The sequence below is a fragment of the Agrobacterium sp. lyk4-40-TYG-31 genome (assembly GCF_030209855.1).
In the GTDB taxonomy this organism is placed as follows: domain Bacteria; phylum Pseudomonadota; class Alphaproteobacteria; order Rhizobiales; family Rhizobiaceae; genus Agrobacterium; species Agrobacterium vaccinii.
Genome location: NZ_JARVRE010000002.1, coordinates 77,556 through 94,557, shown reverse-complemented (window position 1 = coordinate 94,557; position 17,002 = coordinate 77,556). Strand labels below are relative to the sequence as shown.

The 17,002-nt window shown below is 58.1% G+C and carries 17 protein-coding genes; 9 read left to right on the top strand and 8 right to left on the bottom strand.

Going from position 1 to position 17,002, the window contains the following annotated elements:
• Window positions 1-47 precede the first annotated feature (47 nt).
• Window positions 48-1,103, bottom strand: a complete 1,056-nt coding sequence (locus tag QRN55_RS01235; protein WP_284774149.1) for a L,D-transpeptidase family protein — start codon at window positions 1,101-1,103, stop codon at window positions 48-50.
• Window positions 1,104-1,244: 141 nt separating this feature from the next.
• The gene (locus QRN55_RS01230; protein WP_284774148.1) at window positions 1,245-2,021 is read right to left on the bottom strand and encodes an SDR family oxidoreductase; all 777 of its coding nucleotides are present in this window, start codon (window positions 2,019-2,021) and stop codon (window positions 1,245-1,247) included.
• Between the two features lie 86 nt (window positions 2,022-2,107).
• Here QRN55_RS01230 and QRN55_RS01225 point away from each other — a divergent pair, with 86 nt between their 5' ends.
• Together QRN55_RS01225 and QRN55_RS01220 are read left to right on the top strand one after the other, a co-directional pair.
• A complete protein-coding gene (locus QRN55_RS01225; RefSeq protein WP_284774146.1) occupies window positions 2,108-2,695 on the top strand; it encodes a DNA-3-methyladenine glycosylase in 588 nt (195 codons plus the stop codon).
• Between the two features lie 69 nt (window positions 2,696-2,764).
• Entirely contained in the window at window positions 2,765-4,117 is a 1,353-nt protein-coding gene (locus tag QRN55_RS01220; RefSeq protein ID WP_284774144.1) for an aspartate aminotransferase family protein, read from the top strand.
• Between the two features lie 62 nt (window positions 4,118-4,179).
• On the opposite strand, the gene QRN55_RS01215 is transcribed toward QRN55_RS01220, so the two are convergent.
• Complete coding sequence (locus QRN55_RS01215; RefSeq protein WP_284774142.1) at window positions 4,180-5,490, bottom strand: aspartate aminotransferase family protein; 1,311 nt, start codon at window positions 5,488-5,490, stop codon at window positions 4,180-4,182.
• Window positions 5,491-5,492: 2 nt separating this feature from the next.
• Window positions 5,493-6,557 (bottom strand): phosphotransferase, encoded by a 1,065-nt coding sequence (locus QRN55_RS01210; protein WP_233123936.1) that lies wholly within the window; start codon window positions 6,555-6,557, stop codon window positions 5,493-5,495.
• A 171-nt stretch (window positions 6,558-6,728) separates the two neighbouring features.
• Between QRN55_RS01210 and QRN55_RS01205 the strand changes: the two genes are divergently transcribed.
• The 6 genes from QRN55_RS01205 (at window position 6,729) to QRN55_RS01180 (ending at window position 12,614) form a co-directional block, all read left to right on the top strand.
• Window positions 6,729-7,409, top strand: a complete 681-nt coding sequence (locus tag QRN55_RS01205) for a GntR family transcriptional regulator (RefSeq protein ID WP_284774139.1) — start codon at window positions 6,729-6,731, stop codon at window positions 7,407-7,409.
• A gap of 76 nt (window positions 7,410-7,485) precedes the next feature.
• Entirely contained in the window at window positions 7,486-8,226 is a 741-nt protein-coding gene (locus QRN55_RS01200) for an SDR family NAD(P)-dependent oxidoreductase (protein ID WP_284774137.1), read from the top strand.
• Between the two features lie 200 nt (window positions 8,227-8,426).
• A complete protein-coding gene (locus QRN55_RS01195; RefSeq protein ID WP_284774135.1) occupies window positions 8,427-9,479 on the top strand; it encodes an ABC transporter substrate-binding protein in 1,053 nt (350 codons plus the stop codon).
• A 94-nt stretch (window positions 9,480-9,573) separates the two neighbouring features.
• Window positions 9,574-10,653, top strand: coding sequence for an ABC transporter ATP-binding protein (locus tag QRN55_RS01190; RefSeq protein ID WP_502871268.1), 1,080 nt, complete (start codon window positions 9,574-9,576; stop codon window positions 10,651-10,653).
• Window positions 10,650-11,828: an ABC transporter permease gene (locus QRN55_RS01185; protein WP_284774132.1), complete on the top strand. Its 1,179-nt coding sequence runs from the start codon at window positions 10,650-10,652 to the stop codon at window positions 11,826-11,828. Before QRN55_RS01190 ends, QRN55_RS01185 begins: the two co-directional genes overlap by 4 nt.
• Before the next feature lie 3 nt (window positions 11,829-11,831).
• On the top strand, window positions 11,832-12,614 hold the full coding sequence (locus QRN55_RS01180; RefSeq protein WP_284774130.1) for an ABC transporter permease: 783 nt from the start codon (window positions 11,832-11,834) through the stop codon (window positions 12,612-12,614).
• 2 nt (window positions 12,615-12,616) lie between these two features.
• On the opposite strand, the gene QRN55_RS24490 is transcribed toward QRN55_RS01180, so the two are convergent.
• Both QRN55_RS24490 and QRN55_RS01170 read right to left on the bottom strand, forming a co-directional pair.
• Entirely contained in the window at window positions 12,617-12,832 is a 216-nt protein-coding gene (locus tag QRN55_RS24490; RefSeq protein ID WP_502871267.1) for a hypothetical protein, read from the bottom strand.
• Window positions 12,801-13,004 (bottom strand): hypothetical protein, encoded by a 204-nt coding sequence (locus QRN55_RS01170; protein ID WP_284774127.1) that lies wholly within the window; start codon window positions 13,002-13,004, stop codon window positions 12,801-12,803. The genes QRN55_RS24490 and QRN55_RS01170 overlap by 32 nt, the downstream gene beginning before the upstream one ends.
• A 204-nt stretch (window positions 13,005-13,208) precedes the next feature.
• Between QRN55_RS01170 and QRN55_RS01165 the strand changes: the two genes are divergently transcribed.
• Window positions 13,209-15,158, top strand: coding sequence for an AI-2E family transporter (locus QRN55_RS01165; RefSeq protein ID WP_502871266.1), 1,950 nt, complete (start codon window positions 13,209-13,211; stop codon window positions 15,156-15,158).
• A gap of 2 nt (window positions 15,159-15,160) precedes the next feature.
• On the opposite strand, the gene QRN55_RS01160 is transcribed toward QRN55_RS01165, so the two are convergent.
• Both QRN55_RS01160 and QRN55_RS01155 read right to left on the bottom strand, forming a co-directional pair.
• Window positions 15,161-15,811: a DUF2161 domain-containing phosphodiesterase gene (locus QRN55_RS01160; RefSeq protein ID WP_284774125.1), complete on the bottom strand. Its 651-nt coding sequence runs from the start codon at window positions 15,809-15,811 to the stop codon at window positions 15,161-15,163.
• The gene (locus tag QRN55_RS01155; RefSeq protein ID WP_284774123.1) at window positions 15,812-16,891 is read right to left on the bottom strand and encodes a D-alanyl-D-alanine carboxypeptidase family protein; all 1,080 of its coding nucleotides are present in this window, start codon (window positions 16,889-16,891) and stop codon (window positions 15,812-15,814) included.
• Window positions 16,892-17,002: the final 111 nt, after the last annotated feature.

The window sequence follows — 17,002 nt, the reverse complement described above, 5'->3', positions numbered from 1 at the left end:
GACCTGCGGGTGGTATCACTGGTTATCAAGTTTTGTCCTTACAAGGTTCATCTCGCACCCGCAAACGGGTCTGCGAGCGCCGCTTCCGGGCGGCTGATCGGGTATTTCGTGCCTGAGACTTTCTCCGCCATGCTTTTTGCGCCGTTGTTCTTCAACAATGCGCGGAAACTTGGATGCATGCCGCCATCGACATAGGCGGTGACAGCGCTGGAAGAGCTTTCATTCAAGGCCGAAGCCAGTTTCTGCTGTTCGGCGCTCAGCTTTGCAGCAATTGCAGGCTGCGGCTGATTGATGACCGGAGGGCAACTTGCCAGCGGATCGGTCGGTTCACCGCCCGCAAATTCGCTGTTGAAAACATAGCGGCGACCGCAGACCGAGACTTTCGGTTGCTGTCTGGTCAGTTCGAAGGAATCGTAGCCTTCTTTCAATGTCTTCCAGAAGGGGAAGTTAGGGTCGTTCTTATAGGCAGCAAGGTTGCGCGCCGTCATGCGGAACGGATAGGCCTGCACCTGGAACTGGTTCTGCCCGCCCTTGAGGGCGCGGTCGACGATGGCGTAGATCTCGCCAACCTGCTGGTCCGTCATGGCGTAGCACCCGGACGATGAGCACGCGCCATGCACCATCAGCGCCTCGCCGGTGTAGCCAAGTGCCGATTCCAGACGGTTCGGATAGCCCAGATTGAACGAAACGTAATATTGCGAGTTGGGGTTCAGCATGCCTGAAGAGACATGGTAGAAACCTTCTGGTGCCTGCCGGTCGCCACTCTTGGTTTTGGGACCGAGTTTACCGGACCAGCGGCACATGGGGTAGGACTTGAACAGCGCGTAGTTGCCTGTTTTGTCCACCTTCCATACTTCCAGTTCACTCTCCTGCTTGAATATGCGCACGAGAACCGGACTTTCCGGCTTCATGCCTTTCGCAGCCATGGAGGCAGCAACTTTCGAGGAAAGCTTGGGAGGCGCGCGGTCAGCGCTGTCGAGACCAAGAGAGGTACAGGCCGCGAGCGCGCCGCAAAGCGCCGCAACGCACGTCGCACGCGCAATAGCGCCATAAATGCCTTGCAGCTTCGCAGGGATGAACCTCGAAAAAATGGTATCAGTCATAAAAACGCCTTGCCCGCCTCGGTCAGCGAAACCGTACATAGAGAAGTTGGCCGCATGACGGCAACCAGCTGTGGGACAAACTGTCGTGAATTTGCGTTACAGCTTCGTTAATCATACGAACACAAGACGGTGAGACAGGCGTTAAACTAGTAGCCCCTGCCCGCCATCGATCCAGACCGGCGTGCCCGTAATGTGGCGGGACTTGCTGCCGGCCAAAAACGCGATGACATCCGCCACGTCCTGGCTGCTGCCCGCCTTTCCGTCCGAAATCGGGATCGCGCCTTCCGGCCACTCCACGGGAATGGCCGTTTCGTGCTTGTCGCGAATCTGAGTGTTGTCATCGATGTCGGTTTCGATTGCACCGGGGCAGACGGCGTTGACGCGAATGCCATAGCGGGCAAGTTCGAGCGCAAGCTGCTGCGCCATGGCGAGTTGTCCGGCTTTCGTGACGGAATAGGCGGTGGCGCCGGGCGAGGTGAAGGTCCTAGTGCCGTTGATGGAGGACACGATGACAATGGAGCCACCTGCGGCCCTCATATGGGGAACGGCCTTGTTGATGGTCAGATAGGTGCCGCGCAGATTGATGTTGATGGTTTGATCCCACTCTTCGGGTTTCAGGTCCTCGATAGGTGCCCAGACCCCGTTGATGCCCGCATTGGCAACGACGACATCGAGACGACCGAAACGGTCCACCAGTTCCGACATCGCATCAGCCATCTGTTCCTCATGGGCGATATCAGCGACAAGCACGAGTGCTTCGGCATTGGCCGCGCGAACCTCCGTAGCAACGGCGTCAAGCTCTTGCCTGGTGCGGCCCAACAGGCCAATGGAGTAACCTTCGGCTGCGAGAGTGAGTGCCGTGGCGCGCCCTATTCCCGAGCCTGCACCCGTTACCAAAGCCACCTTTGCAATTGTCATACTAGTCTCCTCAGGTCATTGTCTTTCAATCGATCTCTTGGAAACAACAGAAGACGTCCCGCCTTGTTCCAGCCAAACCGGACCTCATGACCATCTTACCCGAGACCTTCTACAAGAGAGACGCCGTCATCGTCGCCGAGGAACTGATCGGCTGCACACTGCACATCCATCAGACCAGCGGCATCATCGTCGAGACGGAAGCCTACCGCCCTGACGATCCGGCATCCCACAGCTTCAACGGCATGACGCCGCGCAACCGCATCATGTTCGGGCCACCGGGCCATCTCTACGTTTACCGCTCCTATGGCCTGCACTGGTGCGCCAACATCGTATGCGAGCCCGGCTCAGCCGTGTTGATCCGCGCGCTAGAACCGAGGACTGGCCTCGACATGATGGCGTTGCGCCGCAATGGTACGGAGGTGACCAATCTATGTTCGGGACCCGGGAAACTGGCGCAAGCGTTGGGGATCACGCGAGAGATGGATGGCCTGCCGCTCGACCGCGAGCCATGTTTTGTCAGCGCTCGCAAGGCAGCTGTCAGCGTCGTGACCGGGCCACGGATCGGCATATCGAAAGCCACGGACCAGCCATGGCGTTTCGGCCTCCACAAATCACGTTTTCTCAGCCGGAAGTTCCCAATCGAGGCTGGCCATTCTATTGCACCGCATGCTTAAATGCCCGCAACGCAGCAGGCGTCATCAACGACACACGCTGCGCAATGATAAGGGAACGAAGGAACCATCATGACTATCAAACCGAATTCCATAGAAGGCCGTGACATCGCCTATCAGATGCACCCCAACGTCAATCTCAGAAAATACGAGAAGACCGGCGGGCTCGTTATCGAATCGGGCGAAGGCATCTATGTTTTCGACAATAACGGCAATCGATACATCGAAGGCCTTGCTGGCCTCTGGTCGGTCGCTGTCGGCTTTGGCGAGATGCGGTTGGTCGAGGTAGCGCGTGACCAGATGGCGAAGCTGCCCTATTACCATACCTTCGCCTACAAGACCCATGGCCCTTCCATCGAGCTTGCCGAAAAGCTGATCGAACTCGCGCCTGTGCCGATGTCGAAAGTTCACTTCACCTCGTCCGGTTCCGAGGCCAACGACCTTGCCTGCAAAATGGTGTGGTACCGCTCCAATGCGCTCGGCCAGAAAGACAAGAAAAAGATTATCGGCCGTATCAAGGGCTATCATGGCGTCACGATTGCCGCAGGCTCCATCACCGGCCTGCCTCGCAACCATGAAAGTTTCGACTTACCGTTGGACCGCATGGTGCACACCTCCTGCCCGTCCTATGTGCATTTCGGCCAGGATGGCGAAAGTGAAGGCGACTTCACGACGCGCATGCTCAAGGACCTCGAAGATCTGATCCTGAAAGAAGGCCCAGAGACGATCGCCGCGTTCTGGGGCGAGCCTGTCATGGGTGCGGGAGGCGTGCTGGTGCCGCCGGATGGTTACTGGGCGGGCGTTCAGGCGATTTTGAAGAAATACGATATTCTTCTAGTCGTGGACGAAGTCATCTGCGGTTTCGGGCGCACCGGCAACATGTTTGCCTGCCAGACCTATGGTATCGAGCCGGATGTGCTGATCCTCTCCAAGCAGATTTCATCGTCCTATATGCCGCTTTCGGCCATTGTCATGAATGACCGTTTCTATCAGCCGATTGCCGACGAATCCGACCGGATCGGATCGTTCGGTCATGGCTTCACGGCATCTGGACATCCCGTTGCCACGGCGGTTGGCCTCGAAAATCTGAAAATCATCGAAGAGCGTGATCTGGTGGGCAACGCGGCCCGACTGGAAGAACAGTTTCTGTCGCGACTTGCCGAACTGGCGCAACACCCGGTTGCTCATTCATCGCGCGGTGTCGGCCTGTTGGGTGCGTTGGAAATCAAGCCCTTCGCTGATGCAAAGCCGGGCGATGCGGCCCTGACGGTTGCGGCGGTACTGGAGAAGGAAGGCGTGATCGCCCGCGCAGTCGGTGAAGCTCTCTGCTTCTGCCCACCGCTTATCATCACTGCCGAGCAGATCGACGACATGTTCCATGCGTTGAAACGCGCGCTTGATGCCGTTGCCGAAGCACGGGCATAAAAGAAACATACGAAGGGCGGCAGTCGCGAGACTCCCGCCCTTTTCATTTTGAAAAAGAGCAATCAGGCGTTTTTCAGCACATCATCCAGCGCGCTGACCAGCATGTCCGCATTTTCCCGCGAGAAGACGAGTGGTGGGCGGATTTTCAGGATGTTGGCGTTTGGACCGGAAGCGCTGATCAGAATGCGGCGGTCACGCAAGCCGTTGACGATGCGGGTCGTCAAGGCAGCATCAGGCGTTTTGGCCACCCGATCGGACACGATCTCGACCGCAATGAACAGGCCGGAGCCCCTGACATCGCCGATGGCCTGATGGGGCAAGCTTTTCAGGCAGTCCATCAGATACTGGCCGACATCAAGCGCATTTTGCTGCAAACCTTCGATACGGATCGCATCCAGCACGGCCTTGCCAGCCGCAGCCGCGATGGGGTTGCCACCGAACGTGTTGAAATATCGCGCACGCGGGCCGAACTCGGCGATGACTTCCGGGCGCATGACGAGACCTGCCATGGGGTAACCATTGCCCATGGGCTTGCCCATCGTCACGATATCCGGCGAAATACCATGCCGCTGGAAGCCCCACATGGTTTCTCCGGTGCGCCCAAACCCGGCCTGCACCTCGTCGGCGATGAAGAGACCACCCTCTTCGTGGATGGCATCCACGGCGGATTTCAGAAAGCCCTTTGGCTCGGCAAAAATACCGTCGCTCGAAAAAATCGTGTCGGTGATCAGCATTGCAGGCTTGATGCCGTGACGCTTGAGATCGGCGATGGCAGCACGAACATCGCGTCCGAATTTTTCCCTCATCTCATCGGGTGAATTGCGGTAACTATCCGGGGCCGGAACGGTGCGAACATGGGCGCCCAGTGTTACCGATTCACCCAGTGATGGCGAGAAATCCGCCACCGCGCTGGTCAGCCCGTGATAGGCAAGCTCCGTGGCGATGATGCCCGTACCGCCGGTAGCAAAGCGGGCGATGCGCAGCGCCAGATCGTTCGCCTCACTGCCCGTGCAGGTGAACATGGCTTGGCTGAGTGGAGCGGGAAATGTCGCCGTAAGGGCTTCGGCGTACTCGACGATGCCTTCATGCAGGTAGCGTGTATGGGTATTGAGAACGGCGGTCTGGCTGGTGATCGCCTCCACGACGCGCGGGTGGCAATGACCGAGAGAGGCCACATTGTTGTAGGCATCGAGATATTTCTCCCCGGCGCTGTCGTACAGAAACACGCCCTCACCGCGCACGAGATGCAGCGGCCTCTCGTAAAACAGCCGGTAGGCCGGACCGAGGACCTTTTCACGGCGGGCAATCAATGCTCGCTCTGCCTCGCCAAGGCGCTCGAAATCAGCGCTTGAAAATGCGTTTACCATTGACATGATCAGGCCTCGAAGATGTTGGGCACGAGCGTTTTCAGCCCGGCGGGTGTGAAATTCTCGACGTTGAGCAGCCCCTGCCAGGCGGCAGCGTGGTTGCGCATGATGTAATCCCGGTTCTGAGGGAAATGGGCCGAGCGCCACTCGGCAATGATGATCGACATGGCCAGCCGCGCCTTGCTGAGAACCGGCACCAGTTCCAACTCCCCGACCTCAAGCCGCCGAACGGAATGGAACCCTTCGAGAAACGCCTTCGCGCGTGCCTCCCAGTTATCCGTCGACAGATTGTAGGAGAGAGCGACGGACAGATCGTTGACGAGCGGTGCATGCACCATGTCACCGAAATCGATGATGCCAACCACTTGTTCGGGAGATGCGGGATCAAGAAGAATGTTGTGCGGATTGAAATCGTTGTGGATAATCTGCCGACGCTTCAATCCGTCGATGGCAGGCTTTGCGTCCTCAAACGCTCGCAGCACGCTTTCCACCTGCGCCCGCCGCTGCGGCTCGACGTAATCAATGATGTTAGCCAGATCGAGCGTGTGGGATATGTCCCACATCAGTTTTCCGGCAGGCGGGCGTCCAGCATAATCCTGAAGGCCCAAGCCGAGTTCAGCTAGCACCTTGCCGACATTGTGGCTTTGTACTTCGGTGCCCGGTGTCCGATACTGCAACTCGCCGCGAAGGAAAGTGAGTAGGCGGATTATACGCGGGCCCTCAGCAGTATCGAGCGTATGGCTCGCCCGCCCGTCGCGGGTAAACACCAGTCGCGGCACCGGGACATCTGGCGCATTCACCTGAAGATGCAACAGTGCACCATCCTGAAAAGCCAGCGCTGCCGGGTCTTCGGCAGGATTTGCGATTTTTAGAACGAACTCGGCACCATCATGCGCGGTGAACAGGAAGGTCTCGTCCCGCTCGCTGGAGAGCGGTTTCGCAACGCCGTCGAGACCGTAGATATTCAGAACGAGAGCCTGCGCCTCGGCAAGCGAAGTGACGCTCCATGTCGCAGACATGGCATCCGCTTTCCCGGCAGGCGCTTCCTTCGTCGCGGTTGCTGGCTCTGTCATGCTTGCTCCATGGCGCAGGATGTCACCGGGTCAGTCGGATTATGATGGAACGAATTTGGCACTTCATCTCCGTCCCAAGTGTGCATACGATGCGCGTTACCTCATACGACACTTGAAACACACTAAAAAAGATGCATCAAGTATCTTATTGATGATTTTGTGGATGCTGCAATGCCTGAATTCGCCACGCTGGAATATGAGAACCTGAACAGCGCCGTCTACGGCAAGCTTTGCGACGCGCTGATCCGGGGCCAGTTCCAGCCGGGCGACCGCCTCAAGATACGCGATCTGGCCGAACAGTTCGGCACCAGCGTAACACCCATTCGCGACGCTATCCTGCGGTTGACCAATGACGAGGCGCTGATCTTCCGCTCGCCCCGCGACATCCGCATTCCAGAAATGAGCGAGAGCAGGTACCGCGAAATTCGCGCCATTCGCATTCGCCTCGAAGGACTGGCCGCAGAAACCGCAGCGCAGGTTGCAACCAGTGCCGATATCTTGGCTTTGGAGCAAATTTTGCAGGAAAACGAGGCTGCTTTGAAGGAAGGAGACCGGCTGAAGGGAACGCAGCTCAATCAGGCTTTCCACTTCATGCTGCCTCAAATTGCCGGTCTTCCCGTGCTCGATGGAATTTTAAGGCGGCTTTGGTTGCAGATGGGTCCGCATATTTCCGATGCTTATCTTTTGGGCGGACGAAGCATGATCGACCACCACTATCCCGTCATCGAAGCACTGAAACGCCATGATTCCCCGGCAGCATCCATGGCTATCGTCGATGACATTTTATTGGGCGGAAAGCCCATTCTGGAACGCATCGAGAATGGCACGATCAAACAGTTGCGGCAGGCATGAGGTCTTTCACAACAGAAAGCTTGCAATTCGCAAACCAGTAATTACGATGTATCAAACATCTACGGAGAGTGACTGAATGACCGAAGAACGTCGCTACATGTTGCTGACCGGTGCAAGCCGCGGCATTGGCCATGCAACGGTCAAACTGTTCCAGTCCAAGGGATGGCGCATCCTCACCGTTTCCCGCCAGCCGTTTTCCGAGGAATGCGCGTGGCCCTCCGCCCGTGAAAGCCACATTCAGGCAGACCTTTCCGACCTGTCACAAGTCGAACGCCTTGCTGAAACGGTGCGCGAAAGGCTGCCACACGGACGGCTGCATGCCCTCGTCAACAATGCTGGCATTTCGCCCAAGGGCCCGGAGAAAAACCGGTTGGGTGTAATGGGAACGGATGCCGATATCTGGACGCAGGTGCTCAACGTCAACGTCATTTCCACGGCACTCATCGCACGCGCGCTGATGCCGGAACTCGAAGCGGCGCGCGGCTCCATCGTCAATGTGACATCGATTGCCGGAACGCGGGTGCACCCTTTCGCAGGTGTGGCCTATGCCGCATCCAAAGCAGCGCTCGGTTCCCTGACGCGAGAAATGGCGCACGAATTCGGTCGTCGCGGCGTCAGAGCCAACGCCATTGCGCCGGGTGAAATCGAAACCTCCATCCTCTCTCCGGGCACGGATGAACTGGTTGCCGCAGAGGTGCCGATGCAGAGGCTTGGCGATCCCCGTGAAGTGGCAGAAACCATCTATTTCCTCTGCACGGAATCGTCGTCCTATATTAACGGTGCCGAAATCCACATCAATGGAGGGCAGCACGTCTGAACACGGCCGCACGGAGATATCCTGCCCGATCACACTGAAATGCATCCGCCGGCCTACGCACCCAAGAGGAAAATGGGTACGCACCGCCGCAGAGATTGCAGGCCACCGATACGCCAAAGGCGGGGGTGGCACGATAGTTGCACATAAATCGTCAACGAGGCCGGTCAACCGGTTTCAAAGTCACGAAAAAGGGGAATGCAATGAAAATCATTTTGAAATCCAGCATCACAACCGCCGCCGCTATCGTCCTGTCGGCAAGCATCGTCGCGCCTGCCCTTGCGCGGGACCTGACTGTCGTCTCATGGGGCGGCAATTATCAGGATGCGCAGCGCAATATTTACTTCAAGCCATTTGCCGAGAAAACCGGCAAGCCGGTTCTCGATGAAGCATGGGATGGCGGCATTGGCGTCATTCAATCCAAGGTCAAGGCCGGTGCACCTAACTGGGATGCGGTGCAGGTTGAAGCCGAAGAACTGGCGCTGGGCTGCGCCGATGGTCTTTATGAAAAGATCGACTGGGACAAGTTGGGTGGCAAGGACAAGTTTCTCGATTCCGCCGTCAATGACTGCGGTGTGGGCGCTATCGTCTGGTCCACGGCGATTGCCTATGACGGCGACAAACTAAAAGCCGGTCCAACCTCCTGGGCTGATTTCTGGGATGTGCAGAAATTCCCGGGCAAGCGCTCGCTGCGCAAGGGACCGAAATATACCCTAGAATTCGCGCTGCTCGCAGATGGCGTCTCGAAGGACGAACTTTATGACGTGCTGGCCACCGAAGAGGGCATTACCCGCGCCTTCAAGAAACTGGATGAATTGAAGCCCAACATCGTCTGGTGGGAATCCGGTGCCCAACCGCTGCAATTCCTGGCCTCCGGTGAAGTCACCATGGCATCGGCCTATAATGGTCGCATCACCGGCATCAACCGCACCGAAGGCAAGAATTTCAAGGTCGTCTTCCCCGGCAGCATTTATGCTGTCGACAGCTGGGTCGTGCTGAAGGATGCAGCCAATAAGGATGCCGCTCAGGATTTCATCGCTTTCGCCAGCCTGCCGGACAATCAGGCGAAGCTGCCGGAATTCGTGGCTTACGGACTGCCCAACAAGGCTGCTGCCGCCAAGGTGCCTGAGAAATTTGCCAAGGACCTGCCAACCGATCCGGCCAATATGACAGATGCCATTCCGCTCGATGTCGACTTCTGGATCGACAATGCCGAGACCCTGACACAGCGCTTCAACGCCTGGCTCGCCAAGTAAGAACATCCTCGCGGAGGGGCGCCTTATTGCGCCCTTCCTTCTTGGCCGGACGCTTGACCCCGCGTTTGCGGGCGTGCGTCCCACGCCTCAAGTGATGGAGCCTTCTGTGGCAGAATTTATTCGATTTGACCATATTACCAAATTCTACGGCCCGCTTTGTGTGGTCGAAAATCTCGATTTAAGCATCGAAAAAGGCGAATTCGTCAGTCTTTTAGGCCCTTCCGGTTCCGGTAAGACAACACTTCTGATGATGCTGGCGGGTTTTGAACAGGCGACATCCGGCAATATTCTTCTGGATGGTACCGCCATTAACAATGTGCCGACCCACAAGCGCGATATGGGTGTCGTCTTCCAGAGCTACGCGTTGTTTCCTCATATGTCGGTGGGTGAAAACGTCGCTTTCCCGTTGCAGATGCGCGGCGTCGGCAAGGCCGAAATTGCACAGCGCGTGGCACGCGCGCTAGATATGGTACAACTCTCGGCCTTTGCCGACCGCCGCCCGTCCCAACTGTCCGGCGGCCAGCAGCAGCGTGTGGCGCTGTCTCGCGCGCTGGTTTTCGAACCCCGCGTCGTTTTGATGGATGAGCCACTGGGCGCGCTCGACAAGCAGTTGCGCGAACAGATGCAATTGGACATTCGCGACCTGCATCGTCGGCTTGGGCTGACCATCGTTTTCGTCACGCATGACCAGTCCGAGGCGTTGACGATGTCGGACCGCGTCGCGGTTTTCAACAAGGGAAAGATAGAGCAAATCGGCACGCCGAGGCAGGTCTACGACGAACCGGCAACCCGCTTCGTTGCGGAGTTTATCGGCGAGACTAATCTCGTCGAGGGTGTGGTCGAGACGCTGCACGGTAACGAGGCTGTCGTGCGTGTGGCATCCGGTGCGCAAATCGTGTCAGCGGTATCCGCATCGGTTTTACCGGGCCAGACCGTCTACGTCTCGATCCGCCCCGAGCGGGTGGACCTGACCGAAACACGGGGTGATGCACGCAACTGCCTGGAGGCGGAAGTGTCTGATTCCGTCTATCAGGGAGATCACCTGCGCGTTCAGCTCAACACCCCCTCACACCAGTTGATCGCCAAGCTGGGCCGCCGGTCTGCCGAATTTCAACCGGGAGCGAAGGTCTATGCCGCCTTTTCCGCAGGCGATTGCCGGGTCATCGCGCCATGAACATTCTCATTTCCCGAACCGGGCGGTCGCTGCTTTTGCTGGCACCGCTGCTCATCTTTCTCGTCGGGTTCTTCGTCTGGCCGCTGTTCAGCATGATGTCCCAATCCGTTTCCGACACCGCCGTGCTGCGACTTTTGCCACGAAGCGCCGAAGTTCTGCCGAACTGGGATCGCGTTTCCCCACCAACCCCGGCCATGCAGACTGCGTTGATGGAGGATCTCAAGGCCGTCAATGATGACCAGGCACTGGGTGATATGGTGCGCCGCCTCAACAGCGCGCGCTCCGGCTTTCGCACCTTGATGTCGAAAACAACAGGTGCACTGGCAGACACAGCGAGCCAGTCTACCGATCTCGTCTCGATCGACAAGCGCTGGGAAAGACCAGAATTCTGGCTGGCGATTGCCGATGCTCTATCGCCGCTCACCGACCGCAATCTGCTGGCCGCCGTCGATCTGGGTCGCAGTACGGCGGGCGAGATCGAGCATCTGCCTGCCGATCAATCGGTCAATCGCGTCATTTTGCTGCGCACGTTCTGGATCGCGGCGCTGGTGACCCTCGCCTGCGCCTGCATCGGCTTTCCCTATGCCATCATTGCCGCATCCCTGACCGGCTGGAAACGGGACCTGATGCTGGGTGCCGTTCTGCTGCCGCTCTGGACATCGTTGCTGGTGCGCACGGCGGCATGGTTCATTCTGTTGCAGGAAAAGGGCCTGATCAACGATGCCCTGCAAATGCTCGGCATCATCGATAGCCCGTTGCCGCTGATCTTCAATCGCACAGGCGTCATCATCGCCATGACCCATGTGCTGCTGCCTTTCATGGTGCTGCCAATCTATTCGGTGCTGATTACCATTCCGAAAAACCTGATGCCTGCGGCAGCGTCGCTGGGTGCCAATCCGATCCGCGCCTTCCTGCGCGTTCTGTTGCCGCTTAGTCTGCGCGGGGTGGCGTCCGGGGCTCTGCTCGTCTTCATCTCGGCCATTGGCTACTACATCACACCAGCGCTGATCGGCGGGCCGGGTGACCAGATGATCTCATCCATCATCGCGTTTTACGCTATCGGCTCGGCAAACTGGGGCATGGCCGGCGCGTTGGGCATGGTGCTACTGGTCGCGACACTGGTGCTCTACAGCGTCTATGCGCGACTTTCCGCCGAAGAACCGGAGAGGTACTAGGTCATGCCGATGAAACTCACACGACTGACCTTCGCCTCGCTCGCCATTCTTTTCCTCGTGGCGCCGCTCATCGCCATTTTGCCGTTGGCTTTCACCTCGAGCGTGATCCTGACCTATCCTATCCCGTCATGGTCGCTGCGGTGGTTCGAGGAGTTGTTCACCGCGGATGTCTGGCGCCGCGCGATCATCAACAGCCTGATCATCGGCACGGGGACGACATTGCTGGCAACCGCGCTGGGCATGGCTGCCTCACTCGGTCTCCGCAACCGGCTGCTGTTCTTCCGCGGAACGATGCGAACGCTGTTTCTGTTGCCGATGGTGGTGCCAGCGGTGGTGCTGGGTGTCGGCATGCAGGTACTGCTTGCGCGCTTCGGGCTGACCAACAGCTATTCAGGCGTCATCATCGCCCACACCGTCGTAGCAGTGCCCTTCGTGGTGGTCAGCGTCAGCGGTGCGCTTGCTGGCATCGACAAACGGGTGGAACTTGCGGCCCAAAGCCTCGGTGCGGCCCCGATGACGGTCTTTCGCCGCGTGACCTTGCCGCTTGCCATGCCGGGGGTTCTCTCAGGTGCGGTTCTGGCCTTTGCCACCTCGCTGGATGAGGTGGTCCTGACACTGTTCGTGGCCGGGCCCAACCAACGCACGCTCGCCCGCCAGATGTTTTCCAGCATCCGGGAAAACATCAGCCCGGCAATAGCAGCCGCCGCGTTTCTGTTTATCGCGGTAACAGTTATCATCGGGCTCGTCGTCATGACCTCACGATACATGCTGGCGAAACGGCGTTGAGCTTAGGAAAACGCCATGCCGAAAATAGTGAAGAAGGAAAACCTGCCGACGAAAATCTGCGCATGCTGCGGGCTGGAATTCACGTGGCGTCGGAAATGGGCCGCCAGCTGGGCCGACGTCAAATACTGCTCGGAACGGTGCCGCAGGTCCAGCAAAACAGCGGCAAAGCGTGAGTGAAGATCGCTTTTAGCGGCGACGGCGTGCGCTGGCCGCAACATGGACCAACACTGCTGTCGAAAGAAGGATGCTGGAAACCAGCAGGGCTACGGAGACAAGACCGACGCTGGTAATCTCCGCATTGGCCGATAACCGAAGATGTCTGCCCATCGTTACCGTCGCTTCGGCGCGATTCACAGGCGAAATGACGTCATTTTTGGAAGCTTTGGTCACGGAAAATCTCCACCATTTCTCCACTTACCTTAGCTTATTTTCGCATGATTACGAATATAAGGAACTGGACATCAAGAAGCGCGTTCCCCCCATCGCACATATCTCACTTCGTTCGACCCTTCGCCCAAGGCCTTCAGGCAAATCTGATGCCCCTTGTTCCCATGGTCTGGCGAGTGACACTGGTGGACATTGCGAGGGGACGAAATGGGACTTCCGAAAAACATCGAACCGGCAGCCGTGACGCCGAATTATCCAGTCGTGGATGTGGCATCTAATACCATGTTGTCGGCCCGTACGGTCCTGATCCTGATCGGCGTCGCTTTTCTGTTGCGTATAGGCCAGGAAATTTTTGTGCCGCTGGCCCTGTCGCTTTTGCTGTCTTTCACGCTAGCACCCATCGTGTCGTTTCTACGCAAGCGATCTGTTCCCAAGATCCTGGCCGTCATTATGGCGGTGACATCGGCCTTTTTCGCCATTGCCGTGTTCAGTTTCGTCGTTGCGACGCAGGTTGCAAACCTTGCGGAAAACATACCCACCTATCAGCGTAACATCGTCAGCAAGGTTCAGGTGCTGGCACAGGCTGGCGCAGGCAATGGATTGCTCGATCATCTCAGCAAGGCGGTGGAGAAGGTCGGCGCTGAAATACAGGTGAGAGCCGCCGAAAGCCAACAGGATGCCGCGCCCGAGCCGACCGCCCGCGAGCCGATGCCGGTGGAGATCGTGTCGCGAACCAATCCGCTGCAAACGCTGGGAAACCTTATCCTTCCGCTGATCAGCCCTTTTGCAACGGCGGGCCTTGTCATCGTGCTCGTGGTCTTCATGCTGCTGGAGCGAGAAGACTTGCGAGACCGGTTTATCCGCCTCGTCGGCCTTAGCGATCTGCACCGCACCACCGCAGCCCTTCAGGATGCAGGCAAACGCGTCGGCAAATATCTGCTGATGCAATTGGTCGTGAATGCGCTTTACGCCCTGCCAATCACGATCGGGCTGTGGATACTCGGCATTCCCAATGCAATTCTCTGGGGCCTGCTCACACTGGTTCTGCGGTTCGTGCCTTATATCGGCCCGGTGATCGGCATGATCCTTCCACTATTTCTGGCGCTGGCCATTGCACCGGGCTGGTCGCTCGTGGCCTGGGTCGCAGCACTGTTTCTGACGACGGAATTAATCAGCAACAACGTCATTGAACCATGGCTGTATGGTTCACACACGGGGCTGTCACCGCTCGCCATCATCGTGTCTGCAATCTTCTGGTCGTGGCTTTGGGGACCGATCGGGCTGATGTTGTCCACCCCGCTCACCGTCTGCCTCGTCGTTCTTGGCCGCCACGTTCCACAATTCGGATTTCTCGATATTCTGCTCGGCAACGAGCCCGTTCTTGAACTGCACGAAAAGCTCTATCAGAGACTGCTCGCTGGCGACCCGAACGAAGCCACCGACAACGCTGAGGAGTATCTGAAGGATGAATATCTCGTCGATTACTACGACAAGGTCGGCCTTCCAGCACTTCTCCTTGGCGAAATGGACAGACAGCGCGGCGTCATGTCCGACACGCAAATAACACTGTTTTCCAACAGTTCGCTGACACTGGTCGACAATCTGTCCGATGTTGCCGATGAAGAGGAAAACGAGGACGAGCCTGAAGACAACGAAGCTGGAGCAGCTGTCTTTGACGAAACAGACCTACCTGATGGACAGGGACATTCCGTGCTGTGCATTGGTGGTCGAGGTGCGATAGACGACGCGGCCTCTGCCATGCTGAGCCAGATCATCGAGGTTCAGGGGGCAGATGTCACCTCTGCGAGTTACGCGGACCTTACGGGCCGGTCATCGTCCAAGCTTGCCTTGGAGTCCATTGATACCGTGGTCGTCGCATTCCTGAACGGCAACTCGAAATCCCATGCGCGACAGACTGTACGCCGCTTGAAGCGCGCCAAGCCTACGCTGCGGGTCGGCATCCTTGTTCCCGCTGCGAACGGGCAGAACTATGCCCAGATCGATGCCGAGGAAATCGGTGCAGATTACGTTGCCATTTCACTGGCGCAGGCAACTCGTCTGGCATTGACGCGCACCGCGCCAACCGAACTTGTCGTTGCGCCGAGAAAAATCGGACGCCCTCGGGTAAGGCCGACAGCGCCCATCATCGCTGCCTAGAACTATGATTGTGGCCAACGGACCAACGCCTCACGGCCTGCATCCGTGAGGCCATAAACGCCCCTGTCCATTCGTTCGAACCATCCATAAACGTTGGATTGCAGGATTTTTCCCGCCTCGGGTGTCACCGCCCTCACCTCTTTCACGCGTAAGGCCCCAGCCGCCAGAGTTGCTGCGCAAGCCAGCGCCTGCTGGCGATAGGCCGTCATCATCGGCGTGCGGGTGCTTCCGCCGACAACAGGATCGCCGCGCCGCGTCTGATGTTCCCGCACGAGGCGCGAGCGCCGCTTTGGGTTGGTGCGCGGCATGGGAGATACGGAGCCAACGATCACGCTGACATCACCCTTATCGGAAACGCCCAACATGCCAATTCCCAATCGACGGCAGAGATCACGATAGCGTTTGTCTGCCTCACGTCCACGTCCCTTGGCAGACACTTTTGCCGCGATCCAGACTTCATCCGACACCGCAGCCCTGTCCACGGCCTGAAGAATGAGTTCCAGATTGAAACTTAGCTTGAGTTCGCAGACGACAACAACAGGTGGCTCCTCGCCACTGATGCCAACGAGATCGCAACCGCCGATCTCACCCTTGACCGAAAAGCCAGCAGCTTCCAGAAACGCCTTGACCGGAAGGTAGAGCGAGGTTTCCATTCAACCGGCGGAGCCAGCGGGCTGCGGAGCCTGTCCCGGGCGCGGAGATGGCACCGGTACATCCGTTGCAGTCTCGCCTTGCCATGTTGTGATGGTGTGGACTTGCCCAGAAATCTGATCTTTCAGAAATGTCTCATGTCCAGGCAAGCCCATCGGATAGAGCGCTTCCCGCGTGGCCTCGTATGCAGCGCTCTTATCCGTACAGAGACGCACGCGCATATCCTGCGGCGCGACCTCCGGGCGGTTCTGGATGGCTTCGACAGAACCCGAAGGCTTCAGCACACCGTCAAATGCCTGCGTCAGATACTGCGCGGAGCGTTCGTTGCGTTCCCGCTCCGTCGTGGCGCCCAGCATCACCACCATCACGCGCTTTCCATTGCGCGTGGCGAGGCCGACATAATTTCGGCCAGAGGCGCAGAGAAAGCCGGTCTTCATGCCAACGGTGCCGCTAAAACTGGTCAGCAGCGTGTTGTTGGACTTGATCTCCTTGCCATCGATGACCACGGCAGAGCCCTGGAAGAAACGGCTATACTCTGGAAAAGTCTTGTCGATTTCCATGCCAAGCAGCGCAAGGTCGCGTGCGGTGGCGTAATTCGTGCGGTCGAACAGACCGTTGGGGCTGGCGAAATGCGTGCCGGTCATACCGATGCGGGCAGCCGCTGCATTCATACGCTTAACGAATTCCGCTTCGCTGGGCGCGACCGCCTCTGCCAAGGCAACGGCAACGTCATTGGCCGATGCCGTAAGGGCGGCAAACAGCGCATCCTCCAGCGTCATTGCTCTGCCCAGTGTCAGGCCGGACTCCAGAAAAGCCTGTTTGGTCGCGTTGCGGGTCATGGTGACCGGGGTCGTCAGCGTAACCTCGCCAGATCTCAGAGCCTCGAACACCACAAAGGCCGTCATCAGCTTCGTTGTGGATGCTGGATACCACGGCACGCCAGCATCCTCCTCATACAGGACCTGATGAGTGGCAGTATCAAGAACAAGCACTGGCGTGGCATGGGCGGCCCCCGTTATCAAACAGGACGCCGCAGTCGCAACTGCAGTCAAGGCCCTTGCGGCCAACAACATCTTTGTCATGTCTCAGTCTCCACGCAACTGCTCCCTCATGGCACAAGAAACCTTGCGGGCACAAGCGCCTCCTAATAGGCGACCGTGGCGAGTTGAGGACCATGGAGGGGTTCCCGCAAT

Coding starts and splice junctions, on each gene's coding strand:
- QRN55_RS01195 (WP_284774135.1), top strand. CDS start 8,427: ATGAAAATCATTTTGAAATCCAGCATCACAACCGCCGCCGCTATCGTC.
- QRN55_RS24490 (WP_502871267.1), bottom strand. CDS start 12,832: ATGTTGCGGCCAGCGCACGCCGTCGCCGCTAAAAGCGATCTTCACTCA.
- QRN55_RS01165 (WP_502871266.1), top strand. CDS start 13,209: ATGGGACTTCCGAAAAACATCGAACCGGCAGCCGTGACGCCGAATTAT.
- QRN55_RS01225 (WP_284774146.1), top strand. CDS start 2,108: ATGACCATCTTACCCGAGACCTTCTACAAGAGAGACGCCGTCATCGTC.
- QRN55_RS01215 (WP_284774142.1), bottom strand. CDS start 5,490: ATGTCAATGGTAAACGCATTTTCAAGCGCTGATTTCGAGCGCCTTGGC.
- QRN55_RS01210 (WP_233123936.1), bottom strand. CDS start 6,557: ATGACAGAGCCAGCAACCGCGACGAAGGAAGCGCCTGCCGGGAAAGCG.
- QRN55_RS01220 (WP_284774144.1), top strand. CDS start 2,765: ATGACTATCAAACCGAATTCCATAGAAGGCCGTGACATCGCCTATCAG.
- QRN55_RS01185 (WP_284774132.1), top strand. CDS start 10,650: ATGAACATTCTCATTTCCCGAACCGGGCGGTCGCTGCTTTTGCTGGCA.
- QRN55_RS01230 (WP_284774148.1), bottom strand. CDS start 2,021: ATGACAATTGCAAAGGTGGCTTTGGTAACGGGTGCAGGCTCGGGAATA.
- QRN55_RS01160 (WP_284774125.1), bottom strand. CDS start 15,811: ATGGAAACCTCGCTCTACCTTCCGGTCAAGGCGTTTCTGGAAGCTGCT.
- QRN55_RS01180 (WP_284774130.1), top strand. CDS start 11,832: ATGCCGATGAAACTCACACGACTGACCTTCGCCTCGCTCGCCATTCTT.
- QRN55_RS01205 (WP_284774139.1), top strand. CDS start 6,729: ATGCCTGAATTCGCCACGCTGGAATATGAGAACCTGAACAGCGCCGTC.
- QRN55_RS01155 (WP_284774123.1), bottom strand. CDS start 16,891: ATGACAAAGATGTTGTTGGCCGCAAGGGCCTTGACTGCAGTTGCGACT.
- QRN55_RS01235 (WP_284774149.1), bottom strand. CDS start 1,103: ATGACTGATACCATTTTTTCGAGGTTCATCCCTGCGAAGCTGCAAGGC.
- QRN55_RS01200 (WP_284774137.1), top strand. CDS start 7,486: ATGACCGAAGAACGTCGCTACATGTTGCTGACCGGTGCAAGCCGCGGC.
- QRN55_RS01190 (WP_502871268.1), top strand. CDS start 9,574: ATGGAGCCTTCTGTGGCAGAATTTATTCGATTTGACCATATTACCAAA.